The organism is Methylosinus sp. LW4 (genome assembly GCF_000379125.1).
Taxonomy (GTDB): Bacteria; Pseudomonadota; Alphaproteobacteria; order Rhizobiales; family Beijerinckiaceae; genus Methylosinus.
Window position 1 is genome coordinate 777,947 of sequence record NZ_KB900627.1, and the last position, 18,473, is coordinate 796,419.

At 61.1% G+C, this 18,473-nt stretch carries 12 protein-coding genes and 4 pseudogenes; 9 read left to right on the forward strand and 7 right to left on the reverse strand.

Features of this window, described 5'->3' with window-relative positions; genetic code table 11:
* Window positions 1-120: 120 nt before the first annotated feature.
* On the reverse strand, window positions 121-1,572 hold the full coding sequence (locus tag METLW4_RS26015) for a sensor histidine kinase (protein WP_018268632.1): 1,452 nt from the start codon (window positions 1,570-1,572) through the stop codon (window positions 121-123).
* Window positions 1,569-2,246 (reverse strand): response regulator transcription factor, encoded by a 678-nt coding sequence (locus METLW4_RS0123205; protein ID WP_018268633.1) that lies wholly within the window; start codon window positions 2,244-2,246, stop codon window positions 1,569-1,571. The genes METLW4_RS26015 and METLW4_RS0123205 overlap by 4 nt, the downstream gene beginning before the upstream one ends.
* Before the next feature lie 224 nt (window positions 2,247-2,470).
* Between METLW4_RS0123205 and METLW4_RS0123210 the strand changes: the two genes are divergently transcribed.
* From METLW4_RS0123210 to METLW4_RS28975, 7 genes and pseudogenes are all read left to right on the forward strand, one after another.
* Window positions 2,471-2,860: a hypothetical protein gene (locus METLW4_RS0123210; RefSeq protein WP_018268634.1), complete on the forward strand. Its 390-nt coding sequence runs from the start codon at window positions 2,471-2,473 to the stop codon at window positions 2,858-2,860.
* A 78-nt stretch (window positions 2,861-2,938) separates the two neighbouring features.
* Entirely contained in the window at window positions 2,939-5,209 is a 2,271-nt protein-coding gene (locus METLW4_RS26020; RefSeq protein ID WP_018268635.1) for a TonB-dependent siderophore receptor, read from the forward strand.
* 3 nt (window positions 5,210-5,212) lie between these two features.
* Window positions 5,213-6,415: a PepSY-associated TM helix domain-containing protein gene (locus METLW4_RS26025; protein WP_018268636.1), complete on the forward strand. Its 1,203-nt coding sequence runs from the start codon at window positions 5,213-5,215 to the stop codon at window positions 6,413-6,415.
* A 43-nt stretch (window positions 6,416-6,458) separates the two neighbouring features.
* Window positions 6,459-7,655 (forward strand): efflux RND transporter periplasmic adaptor subunit, encoded by a 1,197-nt coding sequence (locus METLW4_RS0123225; protein WP_018268637.1) that lies wholly within the window; start codon window positions 6,459-6,461, stop codon window positions 7,653-7,655.
* A gap of 116 nt (window positions 7,656-7,771) precedes the next feature.
* Window positions 7,772-8,110 (forward strand): annotated as a pseudogene (locus tag METLW4_RS28705) (ABC transporter ATP-binding protein); the annotation flags it as partial.
* Between the two features lie 21 nt (window positions 8,111-8,131).
* A complete protein-coding gene (locus tag METLW4_RS0123230; protein WP_245258551.1) occupies window positions 8,132-9,634 on the forward strand; it encodes an ABC transporter permease in 1,503 nt (500 codons plus the stop codon).
* Between the two features lie 193 nt (window positions 9,635-9,827).
* A pseudogene (locus METLW4_RS28975) lies at window positions 9,828-10,483 on the forward strand (IS6 family transposase).
* Between the two features lie 497 nt (window positions 10,484-10,980).
* Here METLW4_RS28975 and METLW4_RS0123240 read toward each other — a convergent pair.
* Window positions 10,981-12,618 carry a thioesterase domain-containing protein gene (locus METLW4_RS0123240; protein WP_157235618.1) on the reverse strand — a complete coding sequence of 546 codons (1,638 nt, stop codon included), beginning with the start codon at window positions 12,616-12,618 and terminating at the stop codon, window positions 10,981-10,983.
* Between the two features lie 253 nt (window positions 12,619-12,871).
* Between METLW4_RS0123240 and METLW4_RS0123245 the strand changes: the two genes are divergently transcribed.
* The gene (locus tag METLW4_RS0123245) at window positions 12,872-14,257 is read left to right on the forward strand and encodes a TAXI family TRAP transporter solute-binding subunit (RefSeq protein WP_026191778.1); all 1,386 of its coding nucleotides are present in this window, start codon (window positions 12,872-12,874) and stop codon (window positions 14,255-14,257) included.
* 496 nt (window positions 14,258-14,753) lie between these two features.
* Here the strand turns inward: METLW4_RS0123245 and METLW4_RS26030 are convergent.
* Together METLW4_RS26030 and METLW4_RS0123255 are read right to left on the reverse strand one after the other, a co-directional pair.
* Window positions 14,754-15,996, reverse strand: a pseudogene (locus METLW4_RS26030) (recombinase family protein); the annotation flags it as partial.
* A complete protein-coding gene (locus tag METLW4_RS0123255) occupies window positions 15,983-16,162 on the reverse strand; it encodes a hypothetical protein (protein WP_018268642.1) in 180 nt (59 codons plus the stop codon). The pseudogene METLW4_RS26030 and the gene METLW4_RS0123255, both read right to left, overlap by 14 nt.
* 306 nt (window positions 16,163-16,468) lie before the next feature.
* On the opposite strand from METLW4_RS0123255, the pseudogene METLW4_RS27270 reads away from it, so the two are divergent.
* Window positions 16,469-16,683, forward strand: a pseudogene (locus tag METLW4_RS27270) (transposase domain-containing protein); the annotation flags it as partial.
* Between the two features lie 113 nt (window positions 16,684-16,796).
* On the opposite strand, the gene METLW4_RS28840 reads toward METLW4_RS27270, so the two are convergent.
* Both METLW4_RS28840 and METLW4_RS28165 read right to left on the reverse strand, forming a co-directional pair.
* Window positions 16,797-17,435 (reverse strand): CatB-related O-acetyltransferase, encoded by a 639-nt coding sequence (locus tag METLW4_RS28840; protein WP_083919386.1) that lies wholly within the window; start codon window positions 17,433-17,435, stop codon window positions 16,797-16,799.
* Window positions 17,436-17,438: 3 nt separating this feature from the next.
* Window positions 17,439-18,074: a glycosyltransferase family 2 protein gene (locus METLW4_RS28165; protein WP_157235619.1), complete on the reverse strand. Its 636-nt coding sequence runs from the start codon at window positions 18,072-18,074 to the stop codon at window positions 17,439-17,441.
* Between the last annotated feature and the right edge of the window lie 399 nt (window positions 18,075-18,473).

Genomic DNA, 18,473 nt, shown 5'->3' on the forward strand with positions numbered 1-18,473 from the left:
AAAAGTTCGCCTTCGCGGCCTTGAGCGCGCGCTCGTTCGCAGCACGCGTGAGCAGCTCGATCGCGTCGCGCGCATTGCAGCTTTCGATGGCCGACGCTTCGGCGCGCATGCCGGACCCGATCAAGTCGAGCAGGAAGCGTGCTCGCCATGTCGATCTCCGTCACCCGAGCCGAATATCCCATTCTGCGAAACGGAGATTTGTTCTAAGAATATTTTGAATGTCGCGCCGCCGCCGGGCGTTTCTGCGACTGTTATTTCGCCGAGATGAGCATCGAGCAACTCCTTGACGATCGCGAGACCGAGGCCCGTGCCTTCGGCCGTCTCCGTCTTTCGCCAAAACGGTTCGAATATGACCTCACGATCGCGCGCCTCGACGCCGTGACCATGATCCGCGACCTCTATAAGCGCGCCGGGCCGGACAGCGACGAGAATTGTTCCCCCGCGCGGCTCCATCCGCAAGGCGTTATCGATCAAATTCGCGATCACGGATTCGAGCGCCCGACGATCCCCTCGCACGAAGACGGGGCCGGTCGGACGATCGAACTCGATGCGCCGACCATTCTCGATCACCAGCGGCATGTAGTCGGCCACCATCGCGAGGGCGAGATGCACGACGTCGATAACCTCCATCTCGGCGTGGGCATTTTCATTCGATTTGGCGAGAACCAGAAGCTGTTCGACGATGGTTCGCATGCGGCGCAGATTTCGGCGCAGATCCTCACGAAAATCGAGCTCGGACGGATTGTCGACGCGCGCGCGCAAAATCGAGATCGGCGTGCGCAGCTCATGCGCGGCGTTCGCCGCGAAGCGGCGCTGCCTCGCGACTCCCGCATCGAGGCGCGCCAAGGCGCCATTGACGGATGTGACGAGGGGCAATATCTCCGCCGGGGTTCCGTCCTCGGGAATGCGTTGGGCGAGCGATCCGAGATCGATACGCGCCGCCGCCGACGCCGCTCGGCGTATCGGAGCCAATTCATGCCGCACGACGATCCATGCGATCAGAACCGACAGCGCCACGCCCGGCATGTCCACCAGGAGATTGGGGAACGACAGATACATGCGCAGCCAGTCGCGCACGACATAATAGATGTCGTGCCAGTGGAATGCGTAATTACATGCGATCGTCGCGACGGCGCCGGCCGGCGGCTTCTGCTTGCGAGAGATGCAATGACGTAGATCGCGCCCGCTGGTCTTGATACCGAATTGCGCCCAATCCAACCGAATATCGTCGTGACGCCGAAGAGTCGAGACGATGTCCTCCGACGAGCCCGGAACCGGCCGCCCGGTGACGACATCGAAAGCCGCGAACAGAAAGCCGGGATTATTCGCTGCATAGTCCACGAGCTCACTCGTCGGCCGCAGGACGAGATCGCCGTCGATCCGCTCGACCGAGTCGAACAAGAGCCGGTAGACGCGCTCCGCCGCCCAATCGTCCAGAGTGATCTCGCCGTCGCCGAGATTGAAGATCGCATAGAGCGGCATGATGAGAAGCGCCGTCCCGATGAAAGCGATGATCTGCGCGGCGATCAGATAGCCGATCAGTCGCAGCGACAGCGAGGGATGGCGAATCACGGCGTCGAAATCGTCATAAGATACCCGACTCCCCGCGCCGAATGGATATCGACGCCCGCGTCGAGCTCGGCGAGCCGCCGACGCAGGCGGGAGACGAGGACATTGAGCGTGTTCCAATGCACGTCTTCGGAAAAACCGAACACTTCCGTCATCAAGGTGTCGCGGAGCACGACCCGACCCGCCTGCCGCACCAGCGCCTCCAGCAGGGCGAGCTCGCGCTGATGCAAGAGCACCGGCATTCCGTGCACCGTGACCTCGAGACTTCCGAGATCGAAGGAGAGAAACCCGAGCGCCACAGGCGGCGCGCGCTCACAGCCGGGACGTCTGAGGCTCGCGCGGATGCGCGCGATCAACTCGTCCGGCTCGAAAGGCTTTGTGAGATAGTCGTCGGCTCCCGCCTCGAGACCTGAGACTTTCTCGCAGGTGGCGTCGAGAGCTGTCACCATCAATATGCGAATGCCCGGTCGGGCGTGACGGATCGCGGGGATCAACGAAATTCCTTCGCCGTCCGGAAGCTTGCGATCGAGCAGCATCAACGAGTAGTTCTGCGTCTCGACCGCCTCGACCGCTTCGCTCGCGCAGGCGACGCGATCGGCCACGAAACCGCATCGCCCGAGCTGCTCCGCGATCTCTCGGGCGAGCTCCGCATGATCCTCGACGATTAGAATACGCATGAAGACAAGCTCGGCCTCGCTCGAAGAGGGAACGCCGCCACAACGTCTCCATGTCTCCGAGAGCTGTGCCATTTTTACAACGCATCGGGACTTTGGCAACCCTGAAGCGTGAAAGCCCCCGAAAACTCGGTCGCGATTATGCCCATGTAAGGTTGCCCCATTAAGCACGGGAGCGACGGTGCCGCTCCAGTCGCGAGCGTCGCCGCTTCGAGACGGTCCCGCCTATGACGACGACGCCCTCGCCCCCGCTGCACAGGCCGAAGATACGATCGGCCGTCGCATTGCTGTGCGTGCTTCTATTGCAAGCGATCGTCTCGCTGTCGCATTCGATGATCGCCTGTCCGGCCGACGCTTCGCGGATCGAAATGCGATGCGGCCGGGATCGGATCGCCGCGGGCCATCCGACGAAGCAGGTCGGCGCCTTCGACTGCAAGACCTGCGTTCTCGTCGAATGCGGCTCGTGGTCTAGCGACGCGCCGCAGTGGAGCGTGACCCTCGACGCTTCACAGAGGTATGACTTTCGCGCGCCATGGCGCGCCGCCGACGAAGGGCTCACCACACGCGGCGTCCACAAGAAGGCCTGGTCCTCCAGAGCGCCTCCGCTTCTCTCCTGACCGAACGATGCGGCGTCCCGCCGCGCTCGAATCCCTTCGGATCGCGTCGGCTCACAGCCACGCCAGGAGAATTTCATAATGCTTCGCTTCATGCTGTTGCGCGGCGCGTCGGCCGGCGCGCTCACCCTAGGGCTCGCCTCTGCGGCCTTCGCTCAAGAGGCTCTGCCGACCATCGAGATCGGCCACGCCGCGCCGACCCGCGCCGACGCCCCATCGATCGTTTCGCTCACGCGTCCCGCGCCGGAGAACAATGACACCTACCATCCGGAGACCGCGACGACGGCGCTCAAGACCAACACGCCAATCATGGACACGCCGGCCTCGGTCCAAGTCGTCCCGCGCGCCGTGCTCAACGACCAGAAGATCGTCACGGTCGGCGATGCGGTCAACAACATCAGCGGCGTCATCGCCCCGGATGTGCGGCAGACCGGCGACCCGACCTTCTGGATCCGCGGATTTTTGACCTACGATTATTATCTCGACGGCATTCGCATCCACACGATCGACACCGGCTCGCGCCAAAATCTCGCCAATGTCGACCGCATCGAAGTCCTCAAAGGGCCGGCCTCCATTCTTTTCGGCCGCGCCGAGCCTGGGGGAGTCGTCAATGTCGTGACCAAACGTCCCTTGGAGACGCCCTATTACGCCATCGGCCAGGAGCTCGCATCCTATGGCGAGACGCGCACGACACTCGACGCCACTGGGCCCCTCACGCTAGACAAGAACCTGCTCTATCGATTCAATCTCGCCTATGAGAACACCCATGACTTCTGGAGGTTCTCCGACGGTCGAAATTTTTCGATCGCGCCGAAGCTCCTATGGAAGCCGGACCAGCAGACGGAAGTCGAGCTGTCATTGCAATATAGCCGCGCTGCGACAGCGACCGCGGCCTGGTCTCCGGCCTTCACCACGCTCGACGCCAATCCACTCGGCGCCATCGCATTCGGGGCGCGTCCGCTGTCGTTCCGCCCTGTGACGGAGAGCCTCAATCAACCCTGGCAGCGCGGCAAGCAGGATGAAATCCAGATCGGATTGACCTTTTCCCACGATCTCAACGAGAATTGGAACCTCAAGCAGCGATTTTTCGCTCAGGTCGTCAACCAATTCAACTTCAACGGAGGGTCTTTCGGCTGGGATCCGGTCACGCCGTTCCAGCTCGACAATTACGCCTATCTCCTCCCGGTCTTCGAGCAGCACAATTATTACGGCAATATCGACCTCACAGGTAAGGTCGATCTCGCAGGCGCGAGCCACACTCTGCTCATCGGCGCCGATTATCAGCGATTCGACTCGAGCGGCTTCAATTTCATCACCTTCGACGGCGTGCCGAACATCAATATTCTCGCGCCCACCTATCTCAAGATCTTGCCCACCGCCTTCGATCCGATGTCGCGCTCGGATTTCGCCACGCATCTCGACTGGTGGGGGATCTATGTTCAGGACCAGGTCGAGCTGCCTTTCGGCTTCCATTTGCTGGCGGGAATGCGGCACGATCACGCGATCGATTATGACGAAATCGGCAAGAAGGTCTCGAGCAACGCTCAACGGGTCACGCCGCGCTTCGGACTTTTGTGGCGGCCGATCCGGGAGGTCAGCCTCTATGGCAGCTATCTCACCAATTTCGGCGCCGCCAATGGCGATACGCGTCGGCCACTGCCGCCGGAGACCGCGCAACAATGGGAAGTCGGCGCCAAAGCCGAATTGTTGAGCGGGAAATTGACTGCGACCCTCGCCTATTACGACCTCGCAAAACAGCATCTGGCGACGCCCGACCCCGATCCGGCGCTGGCGGCACAAGGCTATTTCAAAGCGATCGGCGAAGTGCGCAATCGCGGCGTCGAGCTCGACGTCGCGGGCGAGGTGACGCCCGGCCTCAAGGTCATCGGCGGCTATTCCTATATCGCCTCGATGATCGTCAACGACGGCTATTGCGTCGACCCATTCAACAACCCGAACGGGTCTTGCGTGTACGACGGCTCAGGAAACCTGCTCAGCGTCACCGGCGCCAAGGGCAAGCGATTGGGCGGCGTGCCCCGCCACGCCGGCAGCCTGTGGGCCACTTATGAATTCCAAGACGCGACGTTCCGCGGCCTCAAGCTGGGGGCGGGCGCTATCGCGCGCAGCCTCGCTTCGGGCGACAACTTCAACGATTTCCAAATCCCCGGCTACGCCACCGTCGCGCTGATGGCCGGCTATGAGACGAAGATTCTCGACAAGCGCACGACGTTCCAGATCAATGTCAACAATCTCCTCGACACGCGCTACTACCAGCAAGGCTATGCGTCCAATTTCTCCGTCACCACAGGCGCGCCGCGCAGCTTCCGCGGCTCGATGAAAGTCGAGTTCTAACGCATGATTCGCCGCGCCTTCGTCGTCGTTCACCGGTGGGTCGGGCTGCTGCTCGCGGGCTTCCTCCTTCTGGAGGGGCTCACGGGCGCACTGCTTGCCTTCAATGACGACCTCGAGCGACTGATCAGCCCGCAGCTCTATGCCGAGCTGCGCCCGGATCAGCGGCTCGACCTCTCGACGATCGCCGAGCGCGTCGAAGCGGCCGCGCCCGACGCGCGACTGGCCTATATGTTCGCTTACGACCGCCAGATCGTCGCGCGCTGCATCCCTCGGAAAAGCGCCGAGACCGGCGTCCCACTCGCGATCGGCTTCACCCATATGTTCCTCGATCCATGGACCGGCGAGGAGCTCGGGCGACGCCGCAATGGCGATCTCTCCCAGGGTCCGATCAATCTCATGTCCTTCGTCTATGAGCTGCATATGCAGCTCGCTCTCGGCCCCTGGGGCGCATTCTGCCTCGGCGTCGTCGCGCTGGTGTGGACGCTCGACTGCTTCTACGCCCTTTATCTGACGTTGCCGCAGACGACGAGCACGTTCTGGCGACGGTGGAAGTCCTCCTGGCTCGTCAAATGGAGAGCCGGCGCATTTCGCCTCAATTTCGATCTGCATCGGGCGGGCGGCCTGTGGTTTTGGCCGCTGTTCGTCGTCTTCGCCTGGTCCGGGGTCATGTTCGATTGGCTGACGGCCTATGAGGCAGTCACGAGAGCCGTTCTTCCTTTTCGGGGATTCGAGGAGGAAATCCGGACCATCGACGCCCGTCCGAAGGAGGCGCCGCGGCTCGGATGGCGCGCCGCCTTGGTCGCGGCAGACCGTGGAATGAAGGATGTCGCGCAAGCGCGCGGCGCGACGCTCGGCGCGCCGTTCATGTTCGGTTATATCGAGGATTTCGGCGCCTACACCTACGGAGCCAAAAGCGATCTCGACATTCAGCGACGCAATGCAATCGCCGGCGTCTGGGTCGACGGCGATACGGGAGCCGTCGTCACCGTCTTTCCCCCGATCGACGAGCCGATCGGCAACACGCTGTCGAATTGGCTGCGCGCATTGCACTTCGGCGACCTCGGCGGCTCCCTCCTTTATCGGATCGTCGTCTGCCTCTGCGGCGTCGTGGTCGCGATCGTTTCGACGACCGGCGTCTACATCTGGTGGAGGAAGCGCCGGGCGCGGACGCGTCACGTCCAGGCAAAAGCCCTGCAGTCGACATGACCACGGCGATCGAGCGCGGCATTTTCGCGAGCCGATGCGAGCAATGACCTTTTTCGCGCGCATTCGCCGACGGCGCGGCTGGATCATTCTAGGGCTGACAATCCCGGCCCTGTTGATCTGGCGCCTTCTCGCGTCCGAGCCGCCCATTCGCTACGAAACGGCGCGGGCCATCCGGCAAGACATAGAGAATTTCGTTCTGGCGACCGGGACTTTGCAGGCCATCCGGCAGGTCGACGTCGGAACGCGCGTGACCGGTCAATTGAAATCGTTGAAGGTCGGGCTCGGCGAGCACGTCCACGAAGGCCAATTGCTCGCCGAGATCGACCCCGTCTTGCCGGCGAGCGAGCTGCGAGCCGCGCGGGCGAGCCTCGCCAATCTCGAAGCGCAACGGACCTCGGCAATCTCCAATGCGCGCCGCTCGGAGCTCGAATTGGCCCGGCAGCGCGGCATGATGGCGAAGTCGGCGACGTCGCGCCGAGATTTCGAAAACGCCGAAGCGCAGGCGCTTTCGGACAAGGCGAATGTTCTCGCTCTGGCGGCGCAGATCGATCAGGCGGAAAGTCAAGTCGATATTGCGAGCGCCAATCTCGCCTATACCAAAATCACGGCCCCGATCGACGGCGACGTCGTCGGCGTTCTCGCGCAGGAGGGCCAGACCGTCGTCGCCGCCCAGATCGTACCGGTTCTGTTGAAGCTAGCACGCCTCGACTCGATGACGGTCCGCACGCAAATTTCCGAAGCCGATGTGATCAATGTGAAAGTCGGCCAGCGCGTCTCTTTCGGGGTGATGGGCGATTCGGACAAACGATATTCGGCGATTCTCCGCGCCGTCGAGCCGGCGCCACAGAATTACAGCGATCCCACGACGACGCAGACGAACGCGCAAACGTCATCGACCGCTGGAAGCGGCGCGGCCGCCGTGTTCTACAATGCGCTTTTCGACACGCCCAATCCGGACCGTCGATTGCGAATCGGCATGACGGCGCAAGTGTCGATCACGCTCGATGTGACGAAGAATGCGCTGACGATCCCGGCGACCGTCCTGCGCGCACAGGAAGCCGACGGACGCTACCGCCTGCGCGTCATCGGTGCGGACGGCCGCATCGAAAATCGTCTGGTTCGTATCGGCGTCGACAATCGCATTCTGGCGGAGGTCGTGGACGGGCTGGCGGAAGGCGAGCGGATCGTCGCCTCGGATGCGCCGATCGCATCCGACCCTCACACGTCGGCGCGACAATGAAAGGGGCGCTGATCGAGCTGCGCGGGGCGGAGCGGCGCTACGCTGAAGCGGAGCAGGAGATCTATGCGTTGCGCGGCGTCGATCTCGATATCGCCGCTGGCGAAATGATCGCGCTCATGGGTGCCTCCGGCTCCGGAAAATCCACTCTGATGAATGTCTTGGGATGCCTCGACCGGCTCAGCGCCGGCAGCTATCGCCTCGCGGGAGGAGAGATCGGATCGCTCGATCGCGATGCGCTCGCGGCGCTGCGGCGCTCCCGCTTCGGCTTCGTGTTTCAGCGCTATCACTTGCTCCCACAGCTCTCCGCGCTCGCCAATGTCGAGATCCCGGCGATCTATGCCGGCCTCGACGCGCAAGAGCGTCGCGCGCGGAGCCGGCGGCTCCTGGAACGGCTAGGGCTCAGCGAACGCCTCGGTCATCGCCCGAGCCAATTGTCCGGCGGCCAGCAGCAGAGGGTCTCGATCGCTCGCGCTCTGATGAATGGCGGCGAGATCATTCTCGCCGACGAACCCACTGGCGCGCTCGACAGCCGCAACGGCCGGGAGGTCATGGACCTCCTGATCGAGCTCAACCGGCGGGGTCATACGTTGATCATCGCGACCCATGACCCGAGCGTTGCGGAGCACGCTCGGCGCATCGTCGAGCTCGCCGACGGACGCATCGTGTCCGACCGGCCGACGGAGCGAGACCTGCGTCGTCGCGATCCGAATGCCGTTTTGGCCGACGTCCAGGATGCGGAGGACGGGCATCCGGCCGACAAAGGCGGGGCCGCGCTCTGGACGCGATTGGCCGAAGCCGCCCTAATGGCCGTGACAGCGCTCGTGTCGCATCGGCTTCGTACAGCGCTGACCTTGCTCGGCGTCGTCATCGGCATCGTGTCTGTCGTCACCATGGTGGCGGTGGGCGAGGCCGCGCAGCGGTTTCTCGCGGAAGAGCTTCGGGGCTTCATGACCAATACACTCGAAATCTACCCCGGGAGGGATTGGGGGGACCCGGATCAAAAGCGCATCCAGACCTTGAATGGGGGAGATGTGGCGGCTCTCCGTCGACAAGAATATGTCATGGCGGTCAGTCCGCTGATAGAGCAAACCGCTTTGTTGCGCCTCGGCTCCGTCAGAGGCTCCGCGACGGTAAGCGGCGTTGGCGCCGGCTATTTCGAGATGATGCGGCTGCCGATCGAGCGCGGCGCGGCGTTCCGCGCGTCCGACATCGAGAGACAATCTCAGGTCGTCGTTATCGACGCCAATGTGAGGCAGCGCTTTTTTGCCGGCGTGGATCCGATCGGTTCGATACTCTTCGTCGGCCGATTACCCTGCATAGTCATCGGCGTGGCGGGACGCAATTATCGACAGGAGGCCCGCGGCGGTGGCGCGCGGCTGAACATATGGATTCCTCAGACGACGATGACGGCGCGCTTCGTCGGCCGGGACTACTTCGACAGCATCGTCGTCGCTCTGCGCGAGGGGGCGACGCCGAAGCCGGCGGAGGAGCGGTTGACGCCCTTTTTGACGGAGCGACACAAAACCAAGGACTTCATGGTGTTCAATCTCGCCGACGAGATCAAGTCGAACGTCGCCCTCTATGAGGCGATGTCGTTGCTGCTCGCGGTGATCGGAGGCGTTTCGCTCACGATCGGCGGCGTCGGCGTGATGAACATCATGCTCGTGTCGGTCGCCGAGCGTGCGCGCGAGATCGGCGTCCGCATGGCCGTTGGCGCATCGCAGGCGGATATCCGGCGGCAATTCCTGATCGAGGCCGTTCTCATCTGTCTCATCGGCGGCGCGCTCGGCATCGTCCTGTCTAATGTCGTCTGCGAGATCGCCGCATTCTTTCTCCCGCCACGATGGGAGATTCGACTTTCCCTTTCGGCCATGGCGGCAGCTCTCGTGAGCGCCACGCTGACTGGCGTGATCTTCGGCTACGCGCCGGCGCGCAACGCGGCCCGCCTCGATCCCGTAGAAGCGCTTGCTCGGGACTGACCCGATGTTCGAAATCGAAAGACGAGAAAAACGGGTCGGTCGCGCGAAGCGAAGCAGCGGCGAGCAATTTTCGGAACGGGCTGCTCGACAGCGGCTGTGACGAGCTTGTCTCGCAGTCGAAGGCTCTGGTGCGAATGGCGTGAGCGGGACATAGTCCCTCCGTAGGCGCAACCGGACGCTGGGGCAACGGGCGATGCTGAGTGTGGACGATCTTTTCAAAGGCCGCCATCACGAAATCATCGTTCTCGGCGTGCGCTGGTATCTGCGATACAAGCCAGCTTCCGAGATCTCGTAGAAATGATGGCGGAACGTGGCTTGTCTTTGGCCTATACGACCATCATGCGCTGGGTTCAGCGCTACGTTCCGGAGTTCGAAAAGCGGTGGCGGATCGTGGCGCGTCGACGAGACCTACGTCAAGATCAATGGTCGTTGGATCTATCTCTACCGCGCCGTCGCCAAGGCGGGGAAGTCGGTGGACTTTTTGCTACCCGCAAAGCGAGATGCCGCCGCCCCCGAAGCGTTTTTCCGTAGTGCTTTCACGAGCCACAAACGACCGCCGCGCAAAATCACGCTCGACGGATATCAGGCGTCACATCGTGCGGCGCACGAACTTCTCGCGCGGCATAGAGGCGGCGCACGGACTCAAATTCGATCTTCGAAATACCTGAATTCCTCATTGAACAGGATCACCGATCAATCAAGCTTCGTTTGGGACCTATGGTCGGGTTCAAGCGGTTCCGCCATGCGGCGATCACGATCGCCGAAAGAAAGGGCCAATTCGCACTGAGCAAATTTGGAGCTGCCGGGACAACGGCACCCGAAATCTGGAACGCAGCGCTGGCTGCCTGATCCTCATGAAGGTCCGACCCCTTTTGCCTCGCCATCCCCAAAATTTGTACCGCAACCATCTTCACCGGCTTGCGGTTCGGATTGCGCCATTTCGCCAAAAAGCGTTCGTGGTTGGAAAAGCTCCCTCTGTAGCCGCGTGCTTTGATTTCTTGGAAAAGGCGCGGCCGCGCGCCACCGGCCCAGGCGCAACTCGAGAACGACAGGAACACCTTGGATTGGAAGGTCCTGCAGACGCCGGGCCAGCCGTGACGCGCTGTCGATACTCCTCCACACTCGGGGCATGACCGTACCCCGGCTCCGTCCGCCGATACGTGCCAGCGATTCTCCCGAAATACAACGCTGGCACGACGACTCCCGGCCCAAAGGCCAAATTCAATTTCTTTGTCATACCCTATTGAGACGCCCAAGCTACGCCCTTGGCAAGGCAAAGCAAATAGAGTGACGCAGACCTTCTTTAATTGCCAATCGACAGGAGTCGAGATCGACGACGGCGCCCGTTACGACGCAGCCTCGCGATCCGCCTTCTCCGCGGCCTGCGCTTTCACCTCCGCAGCTGCGATGCGGCGCGCGCGCAACGCGCCAGTCGGGTCGGTCACCTCGACGAGTCGGAAATTGGACAAGGCGACACGGCCGGTCGTGTTGTTCGCCGCCGCGAGGAAATAGACGTAGAAGTTCAAACCATCGCCGCCCGCCTTGCTCGACGTCGCGACCGGGGTCACGCCGAGCGGCGCCGAGGCGCCGTCGATCACCAAGATCACTTCCTGATCGCCGAGAACCGGCGATTCGGCGGTGACAACCAGATAATCGCCGGGCTGCGGCGCGATCCATTGAAGATCGAAGGCGAGCCCATATCCGTCGCCGAAATCCGAATTGTCGTAGCTGCCTTGGAAGTAGGAGAACGCCGGATATCGGCTGGGCGCGGGCCAGAGGTAGATTCGGCCGCCGCCGTTCGGGTCGAAACGGACATTACCGCCGAAATCGACGAGAGTGATCGGCAGCGCCTGCGTCGAATAGGCGTACGTGGTCCCGATCGACGGTCCGACCTGCAGATTCCATTGCGAATACGCATTGGCGCCGCCAGGCCAGTTCTGATTGAGCGAGGGCAGGAACGACTTGGGGGCTGGCGGCCAAGCGAGACCGAGCGGCGGCTCGTTGTTCTGCGAGGCCCCGATCGCCGCGCCGCCATACCAGGTTGCGGCATAAGCGTGCTCATCGCCGGGGTCGCTGAAATAGAGCTCGGATGGTTGCAGCGCCACTTCGACGATATTTCCGATGTCGCCGCCGCCCTGATAAGCGACGCCGAAATAGGAGGCGTAATTGTCGACGAAGGCGCCGGCGGCGCAGGAATAGGACGGATTTTCGATCTGCAGCTGATCGAGATGGAAGCCGAGCAGATTCGCGCCGTTCGCCTCTAGCGGCGTGGTGCTCTCGGGCGAGTCGAGAATAGTGAGATGCGCGACCCGCCGTCCGCGCTGCTGCAGCGTCAGCGCGGCAACGGTCGCGACCTTGGAGCCGTGGCTATGGCCGATGAGACGCAGCAGGCCGGTGTGCGCGTTCCAGAAGCTCGGGGCGATCGCCTGCTCGAGCGCGTCGGCGAGACGCAGCCCGTTCACATGGGTATAGGCTTCCGACTGATAAACGTCCTGATATCCGTCGAAGCCCTTCTCGGTCGCCGAATCGTCGATCCAGGAATAAGCGAGGACGACGGCGTTTGGGTCCCGCTGGACGATGGATTGCAGCACGCCGAGGGAATTGATCGGCGCCGACGGAGCGGAGGACGGCAACCAAGCCCAGTCTGATGTCCATACGCCGCCGAGGGCGGCGTTGGCGCCCCACCAAAGCACAGCGCCATTATATTTGTCGACGATGGAGCGATAAGTCGGCGCCCAGCCGTGGATGAGGACATAAATGGTCGGTGGCGTCGTTCCGGCACCCAGGCTGCCTGGGGCGACCGATGCGAAGGAGGAGGAAGGATCGTTATAGGATGGCAGCATGGTCCCGCCGACCCATTGGCCGAGACGTTCGATGTTGGAGAAGGCGTTGCCGCGAACCGCGGTCGACCAGTCGGACGGGCCGTTCGGCGGAGCGGGAGGCGCGGGAATGGCGGTAGCAGCGACGAGAGTGGACGAAGACATGTACTCCTCCAATCAACATGAATAACGGAAGGAGTATTGCACGGTCGATCGGCATTGTCCGCTGTGGTGAGCGCGATGCTTTGGGCCGATTCAGGGATCAATGCAGATCGAGCACCGCCCCCGTCGTCTCGAATCCGCGTCTGACGCTTGCACTTACGAGTTTTTGCAAATCTGAAGCTCGAGCTTTTATACAAGCTGCATGCTGGAGCCGCTTTTCCCAGCCGGGCGAAGTTCACCGAGATGCGAGGTCCTGATGTTACGTCGCCGAATAGCGTTCTCGCATCTGATGCACGTGTCGGGCCTGTTCGGCCTGACCGCGGCGTTCGCGATCGTGGCAATCGCGATCTCGGCGTTCCGGCTTTCCGAGGGCTCCAAACGGCTGCGGGTCGCGGTCGGTCCAGCCGGCGGCGTCGATGCCAGCTTCGTAGAGGCGCTATCCGACGCTCTCCAACACGACCGATCGGCGCCGCGACTTTCGGTCGTCACGACGGACGGCTCGGCGGCAAGCGCGGCGGCGCTGGAAAGCCGACGCGTCGATCTCGCCGTTATTCGTTCAGATGGGACTGTTCCGACCAATGGAGCCCCGATCGCCGTTTTGCACAACGACGTCGCAATCCTCGTTGCGTTGTCTGGCTCGAAGGGACTCGAAGTCGGACGGCTGGCGGGCAAGCGGGTAGGGATCGTCCCAGCCTCTGCAGCCAACGACGCGCTCCTAGATGCGATTCTTTCAGAATATGGTGTCGCGCTGGCTTCCGTCGAACATGTGTCGATGTCCGAAGCCGACATGCCGACGGCCGTCGCACAGAGACGGGTCGATGCGCTTTTCGCAGTCGCGCCTCTGCGGGGCGGGTTTTTCGAACGTTTCGCGGCGGCCCTGTCGAGCCATTCCCAAGGCTCGGTAGTTCTCCCGTTCGACAGCGCTGAAGGAATTGCCGCTCGAAATCCAGCGCTTCGGAAAGTCGACGTCCCAGCGGGCCTGATTTCCGGCGCGCCGCCACGCCCAAAAGACGGTTCCGCCACCATTGCGGTTTCGACCCGATTGGAAGCCTCGAGGGCTCTTTCTGATGAGGTCGTCACCCGCCTGACCAAGCGGCTTTTCGCAGTGCGGCGCTCGATCGAAGCGCGCGCGCCGATCGCGGCGGCGATGGAAAAAGCCGATAGCGACAAGGATTCGCCGGCAGCGGCTCATCCTGGCGCGGCCGCCTATTACGACAATACAGAGAAAAGCTTCATGGACGTCTACGGCGATTGGATATACGTCGGCGCCATGGCGTTCAGCGGCGTCGCCTCGGGCGCCGCCGCGTTGTTGGGCGTGGCGCGTGCTCGTGCGCGCAAGGCCGCGTTGGCGCTCATCGACGATCTCATAGACCTCAAAACGGAGGCGCATGCGACCATGGAGCTGCCTCGCCTCGGCGAACTGGAAAAAACGAGCGAGGACCTGTCGACGAAGGGCCTGCGCTTTGCGCGTGACCATAATTTCGATTCGGCCGGACTCGCGGCGCTGCGTCTCGCGATCGACGAGGCCCGGCGCGCGATCGACGACCAGCGGCAGGAACTAGAGCAGCAACCACAGAGGCTCGCTCGCGCGACCATGGCGGGATCCAACTCGTTTGAAGCGATCGGGGGCGGGCAGGAATAGAACCGAGGCCCACTTCGATCGTAGAGCGCTGTTGATCAATTGTGTGAGCCTGATTGTAAAATGGGGTCGTCTAATCGGAGTTTCCGCGTCAAGTGGTTTTGCGCGGCTTCGAAAGGCGTATGCCGGGTGCAGGTGCAACCGATGAGTCCGAGCGCTGCGATGCCCGATCGCCGAATGAAGCCTATCCAATTGATTAGACGGGTGAACTTACGATTCGGGTAATCTCGATTATGGAACCTATAGCCTGGCCGGACGATGCGCGCGCGCTTGCGCCGCGATCGCCTTCGACAATAACCCTCTCTGATCCGCCTCATAGAAGCGAAACTACGATCTCCCCGCTGCGCCTTTGTCGCAGTCCTCGACGATATGATGGGCCTCGACGCAGCTCCGACAAACGCAATTCAGAGATGCTCGCCAAAAAAGCCCAGGATTCTCTCGCGATACTCGGCGTTGGTGCGGAAATAAATGTCCTCGTGGCCAACCCCTTCGGCTCTGGACTCGCCTCGTAACGAGCCTGCTGCATTTCCATGTCCACGATTCGTTGCTGGCCTTCCTGTTGTTCCCGGTGCATCCGCTCCGCCTCGAAAGCCGCGTCGATCGCCATTGGCTCCACCGCCCGCAACAACTCTCGGGAGACCGCGGCGTCGACCCGGGGGCCGCCGAAGGTCATGCACCGTGACAGCCCCATCATAAGGTTTGGCTTGTCGCAGCGATACACCGGCCGCATCGACGGCAAGTCATGACGCCCGACAAAAGCGCCTTGCCGCCCCGGCCGGACTTCACGCCTCCGGCATGACCGTAAGTTTTGAGGGCGAGCTGCTTCTGGTTGCGCTCATATTCCGCCCAGCAAATATAGCTGCGTGATGATCCTTGATCATCACCTCCCATGTTCCGATCGGCTTGCCATGGCCGTAGCTTCGCCACGCCCTTCCGTCGACAATGGAGGTGCGTTTCTCACTTTTCCCGTAAACGTAAACTCCCGCGTAGAAGGGATTCTTGAGAACGGCGATCACGTTGCGGTAGCGGATCGGCTTCCAGTCGAAACTCGTCATGCGGCCCTCGTCAGAGGGACGTGGGAAGTGGATTTGATCGGCTTTCATCGAGAGCAGCACCTGGCGCGCGCTGCCGAGTTCATGGAAGCGGACGAAGATGAGCCGAATGACCTCCTGGAGGCGCTGATCGGGATCAAGGCCGAGCCCCGCTTCCCGGTGCCAGATGTAGCCGAAGGGAACCGACAAGCGCAGCTCGCCCCGGCCGGCCTTGGATCGGGCGGCATCCAACATCCGGGTGCGTAGCACGCCGAGTTCGAACTCGCTGATGCTGCCTTTCATGCCAAGAAGCAGCCGATCATTGGGGCGACACGGGTTATAGACCCCCTCGCCATCAATGACGCGGGCTTCGACGAGCCCACACAATTCAAGCAGGTGATGCCAATCGCGGCCGTTTCGCGCGAGCCTGGACGCATCGAAGCACAAAACGGCGCCGACCTTCCCGGCGCACAGCCATGCCACCAAGCGGTCGAAGCCGGGACGCGCCACCGTTCCGCTCGCCGAACGACCGAGATCGTCGTCGATGACTTCAACATCCACGAAACCGTGTCGGCGGGCGACATCGACCAGATCATATTGACGCCGCTTGCCCTCCAGGTTGGTCATCACCTGGGATTGCGTCGACTGGCGCACGTAGACGACGGCCTTCCTCTTCAAGATGGCCGCCGGAATCGTTTCAGCGCTTGTCATCGTCAAGCTCCTCTACGCTGATGCCGGCCGCCAACATGAGGATCTGAGCCAACGCCGAAATGATCTTGTCCCGCTCCGCAGAGCCCAGCCCTTCCAGCCTGGTGTTGTCGAATATCAGGGTCAATTGCCGAGTCGGCTCCACAGCCGACGCTTTGGGAGACTGCATTGCTTTCCTCCAGAACGATCGCAATATCGCTCCGGCACCGTGTGGGATTGATCGCACCAATCAACAGTCGCTCCCGCTCGACGAGTGCGGCGAGGTCGACACGTGGGATGCCAAGAGTCATGCTGGAGCAGACGACGGGATCGAGCATCCACCCTGCCATCGAGACCACAACGCCGGCGGGCCCCAGGACTTTGAAAAACTGCCCAGTTGCTCGATGTTCCACCCCACGCACAACGATCTTGCCGCCAAAATACGGATGCCACCGGAAATGGACTTCCAACTCTTGCCCGACATGGGCAGAATGAACGGGTGATGGCCATCACGCGCAAGAACTCACTATTCGCCGGGTCCGCTGGCGGTGGGCGGACGTGGGCTTCCATCGCCACCATGCTTCAGACCTGCAAATTAAACGGCGTCGACCCCTACGCCTGGGCCCAAAGACCCTCGAACGAATCGCCAACCGATGGCCCAACAAAAACATCGAGGCCCTCATGCCCTGGAATTTCAAGCCCGCCGAGTGAACGGCGTCGGGTGTACGCTTACGCTGATCGAGCCAAACCCCGAGATTGTCTTATTGCCTGTCGAGTTGCGCGGCGAGCGTTCATCGCAGGGCGAAACTTCAGGAACCAGGTTATCAGAGACAACTGTATTCGTTAAACTTCATCGGTCGCCGCATTGAATCTAGATCAAAAGCTCCATCGATTAAATCAAGACATTTTTCGACGTCTTCGAATGGCAATGTTATTAAAAACTCTTCGTCGATCTCCCACCATCGTGTGGCGCATAGACGGCTCACGGTTAGGTCGTCGAACCGTCGTCGAATTTCCCGCGCAGGAACTCCAGCAACCACTGCATAACTTGGAACGTCGTGCGTGACTACAGCACCCGCGCCGATGACGGCGCCATCCCCTATCGTAACTCCGGCAGTGATCACCGCATTTTCACAAATCCAGACATCCGAACCGATTGTGGTGGGACTAACGAGGAATTCACGCCCTGACTCGCTAAACCGACCTTCCTTCTGAAAAGGATGTGTTGAGAGCCACGACAAAGGATGCCGCTGCGCACCAATAGTCACCCGCCGCGCAATTGAGCAATATCGTCCGATTCGAGTTCCTTCTCGGATAACCGCGTCATTTACGTAGCTCCTTCGGCCAAACCAGGCAGGCGGAAATACGGTGCCACTTACGAGACGAACATACGATTCAACATAGATGGGATTGCCGACGGTCATCGTAACTACGATGCCCAAAGCTTCATCATAATCATTCATCGTTCATTCGCCCGCAACTCGACCGAAGGTTGATAAGGGTTCGCCGTAATAATTAATGATATTTCGAAGTTGCCGGTCATTCCCACCATCTTGATTTGAGAGCGCCAACGCGACCTTTTGGCTGTCAGGGAGGTTTATGGCAGCGTACCAATTCCCTGTCTTTCGAAACTTATTGCCCGCCCTGCGCAACATGCAGTAGAGCCAAACATCGTCAGCGTAAGGGGATAGGACTGTGAAAAGGTCCTGGCGTAACACATCCGGATGCAATGCTTGAGGCGTGAACAACACACCTCCGCAGCCTGTTGCAAACACGTCCGGCGAACAATCCGGTTCGTCGAGTTCGAACTCCCACCGCATGTAGGGTAGCGGCTGACCGTCGTGTTCATATCGAACTCGGTGCGCGCGATGGCAGATAGCGGCGCTTTTTGATTGATTCCATTCTCTGACCAAGGCCGCAAGCCAATGTTCGCCGTAAAAGACATCGTCATCTGCCGTTACAACAAAGGCATTTGGATAGGCCACTAAAGCTGGAATAATCTTCTTGTAAGGACCTACGTCGTCCGTGGGTTTTATTTCAAGTCCGTATTTAGTAAGAGCTCGAACTGCACATGGCAAATCCGATATGTCATCGTGGGCCAACCATAAAATTATACGGTCTGGCCTAATTGATTGGCTCAATAGGCACTTAATCGCCGTATCAACACAATGATAGCGTGGCGGATACGAGGTGATCGAAATAACTAGTTCTCCGGGCAGTGAATGTCTCGGACGAAAGTCTCCAGTTATTAACCTTCGCCAACGCGTAGTGAGCAATTCCTCACAAATGTCAACCTGCGCAGCATACTCAAGGTTGAATAGCACCGCGTCACACCATGAAGATGCCACCATCGATCGTGCCTCGTTAGTTCGAGAATGCTGCTATTGCCTTAGTTCAAGTTCGATCGCCGGAATCTTCACTACAATGGTTCAGCGCCTACTGACAAGTCACGGACCGCCCCCTCCGCTTAGCGGGTCCGTCATTTTCCGATTAAAAAGAGG

Excerpts from the sequence above, each read along its gene's own strand:
- METLW4_RS0123205 (WP_018268633.1), bottom strand. The coding sequence starts at position 2,246 with ATGCGTATTCTAATCGTCGAGGATCATGCGGAGCTCGCCCGAGAGATC.
- METLW4_RS0123210 (WP_018268634.1), top strand. The coding sequence starts at position 2,471 with ATGACGACGACGCCCTCGCCCCCGCTGCACAGGCCGAAGATACGATCG.
- METLW4_RS26020 (WP_018268635.1), top strand. The coding sequence starts at position 2,939 with ATGCTTCGCTTCATGCTGTTGCGCGGCGCGTCGGCCGGCGCGCTCACC.
- METLW4_RS26025 (WP_018268636.1), top strand. The coding sequence starts at position 5,213 with ATGATTCGCCGCGCCTTCGTCGTCGTTCACCGGTGGGTCGGGCTGCTG.
- METLW4_RS0123225 (WP_018268637.1), top strand. The coding sequence starts at position 6,459 with ATGACCTTTTTCGCGCGCATTCGCCGACGGCGCGGCTGGATCATTCTA.
- METLW4_RS0123230 (WP_245258551.1), top strand. The coding sequence starts at position 8,132 with ATGAATGGCGGCGAGATCATTCTCGCCGACGAACCCACTGGCGCGCTC.
- METLW4_RS0123240 (WP_157235618.1), bottom strand. The coding sequence starts at position 12,618 with ATGTCTTCGTCCACTCTCGTCGCTGCTACCGCCATTCCCGCGCCTCCC.
- METLW4_RS0123245 (WP_026191778.1), top strand. The coding sequence starts at position 12,872 with ATGTTACGTCGCCGAATAGCGTTCTCGCATCTGATGCACGTGTCGGGC.
- METLW4_RS0123255 (WP_018268642.1), bottom strand. The coding sequence starts at position 16,162 with ATGCAGTCTCCCAAAGCGTCGGCTGTGGAGCCGACTCGGCAATTGACC.
- METLW4_RS28840 (WP_083919386.1), bottom strand. The coding sequence starts at position 17,435 with ATGAATGATTATGATGAAGCTTTGGGCATCGTAGTTACGATGACCGTC.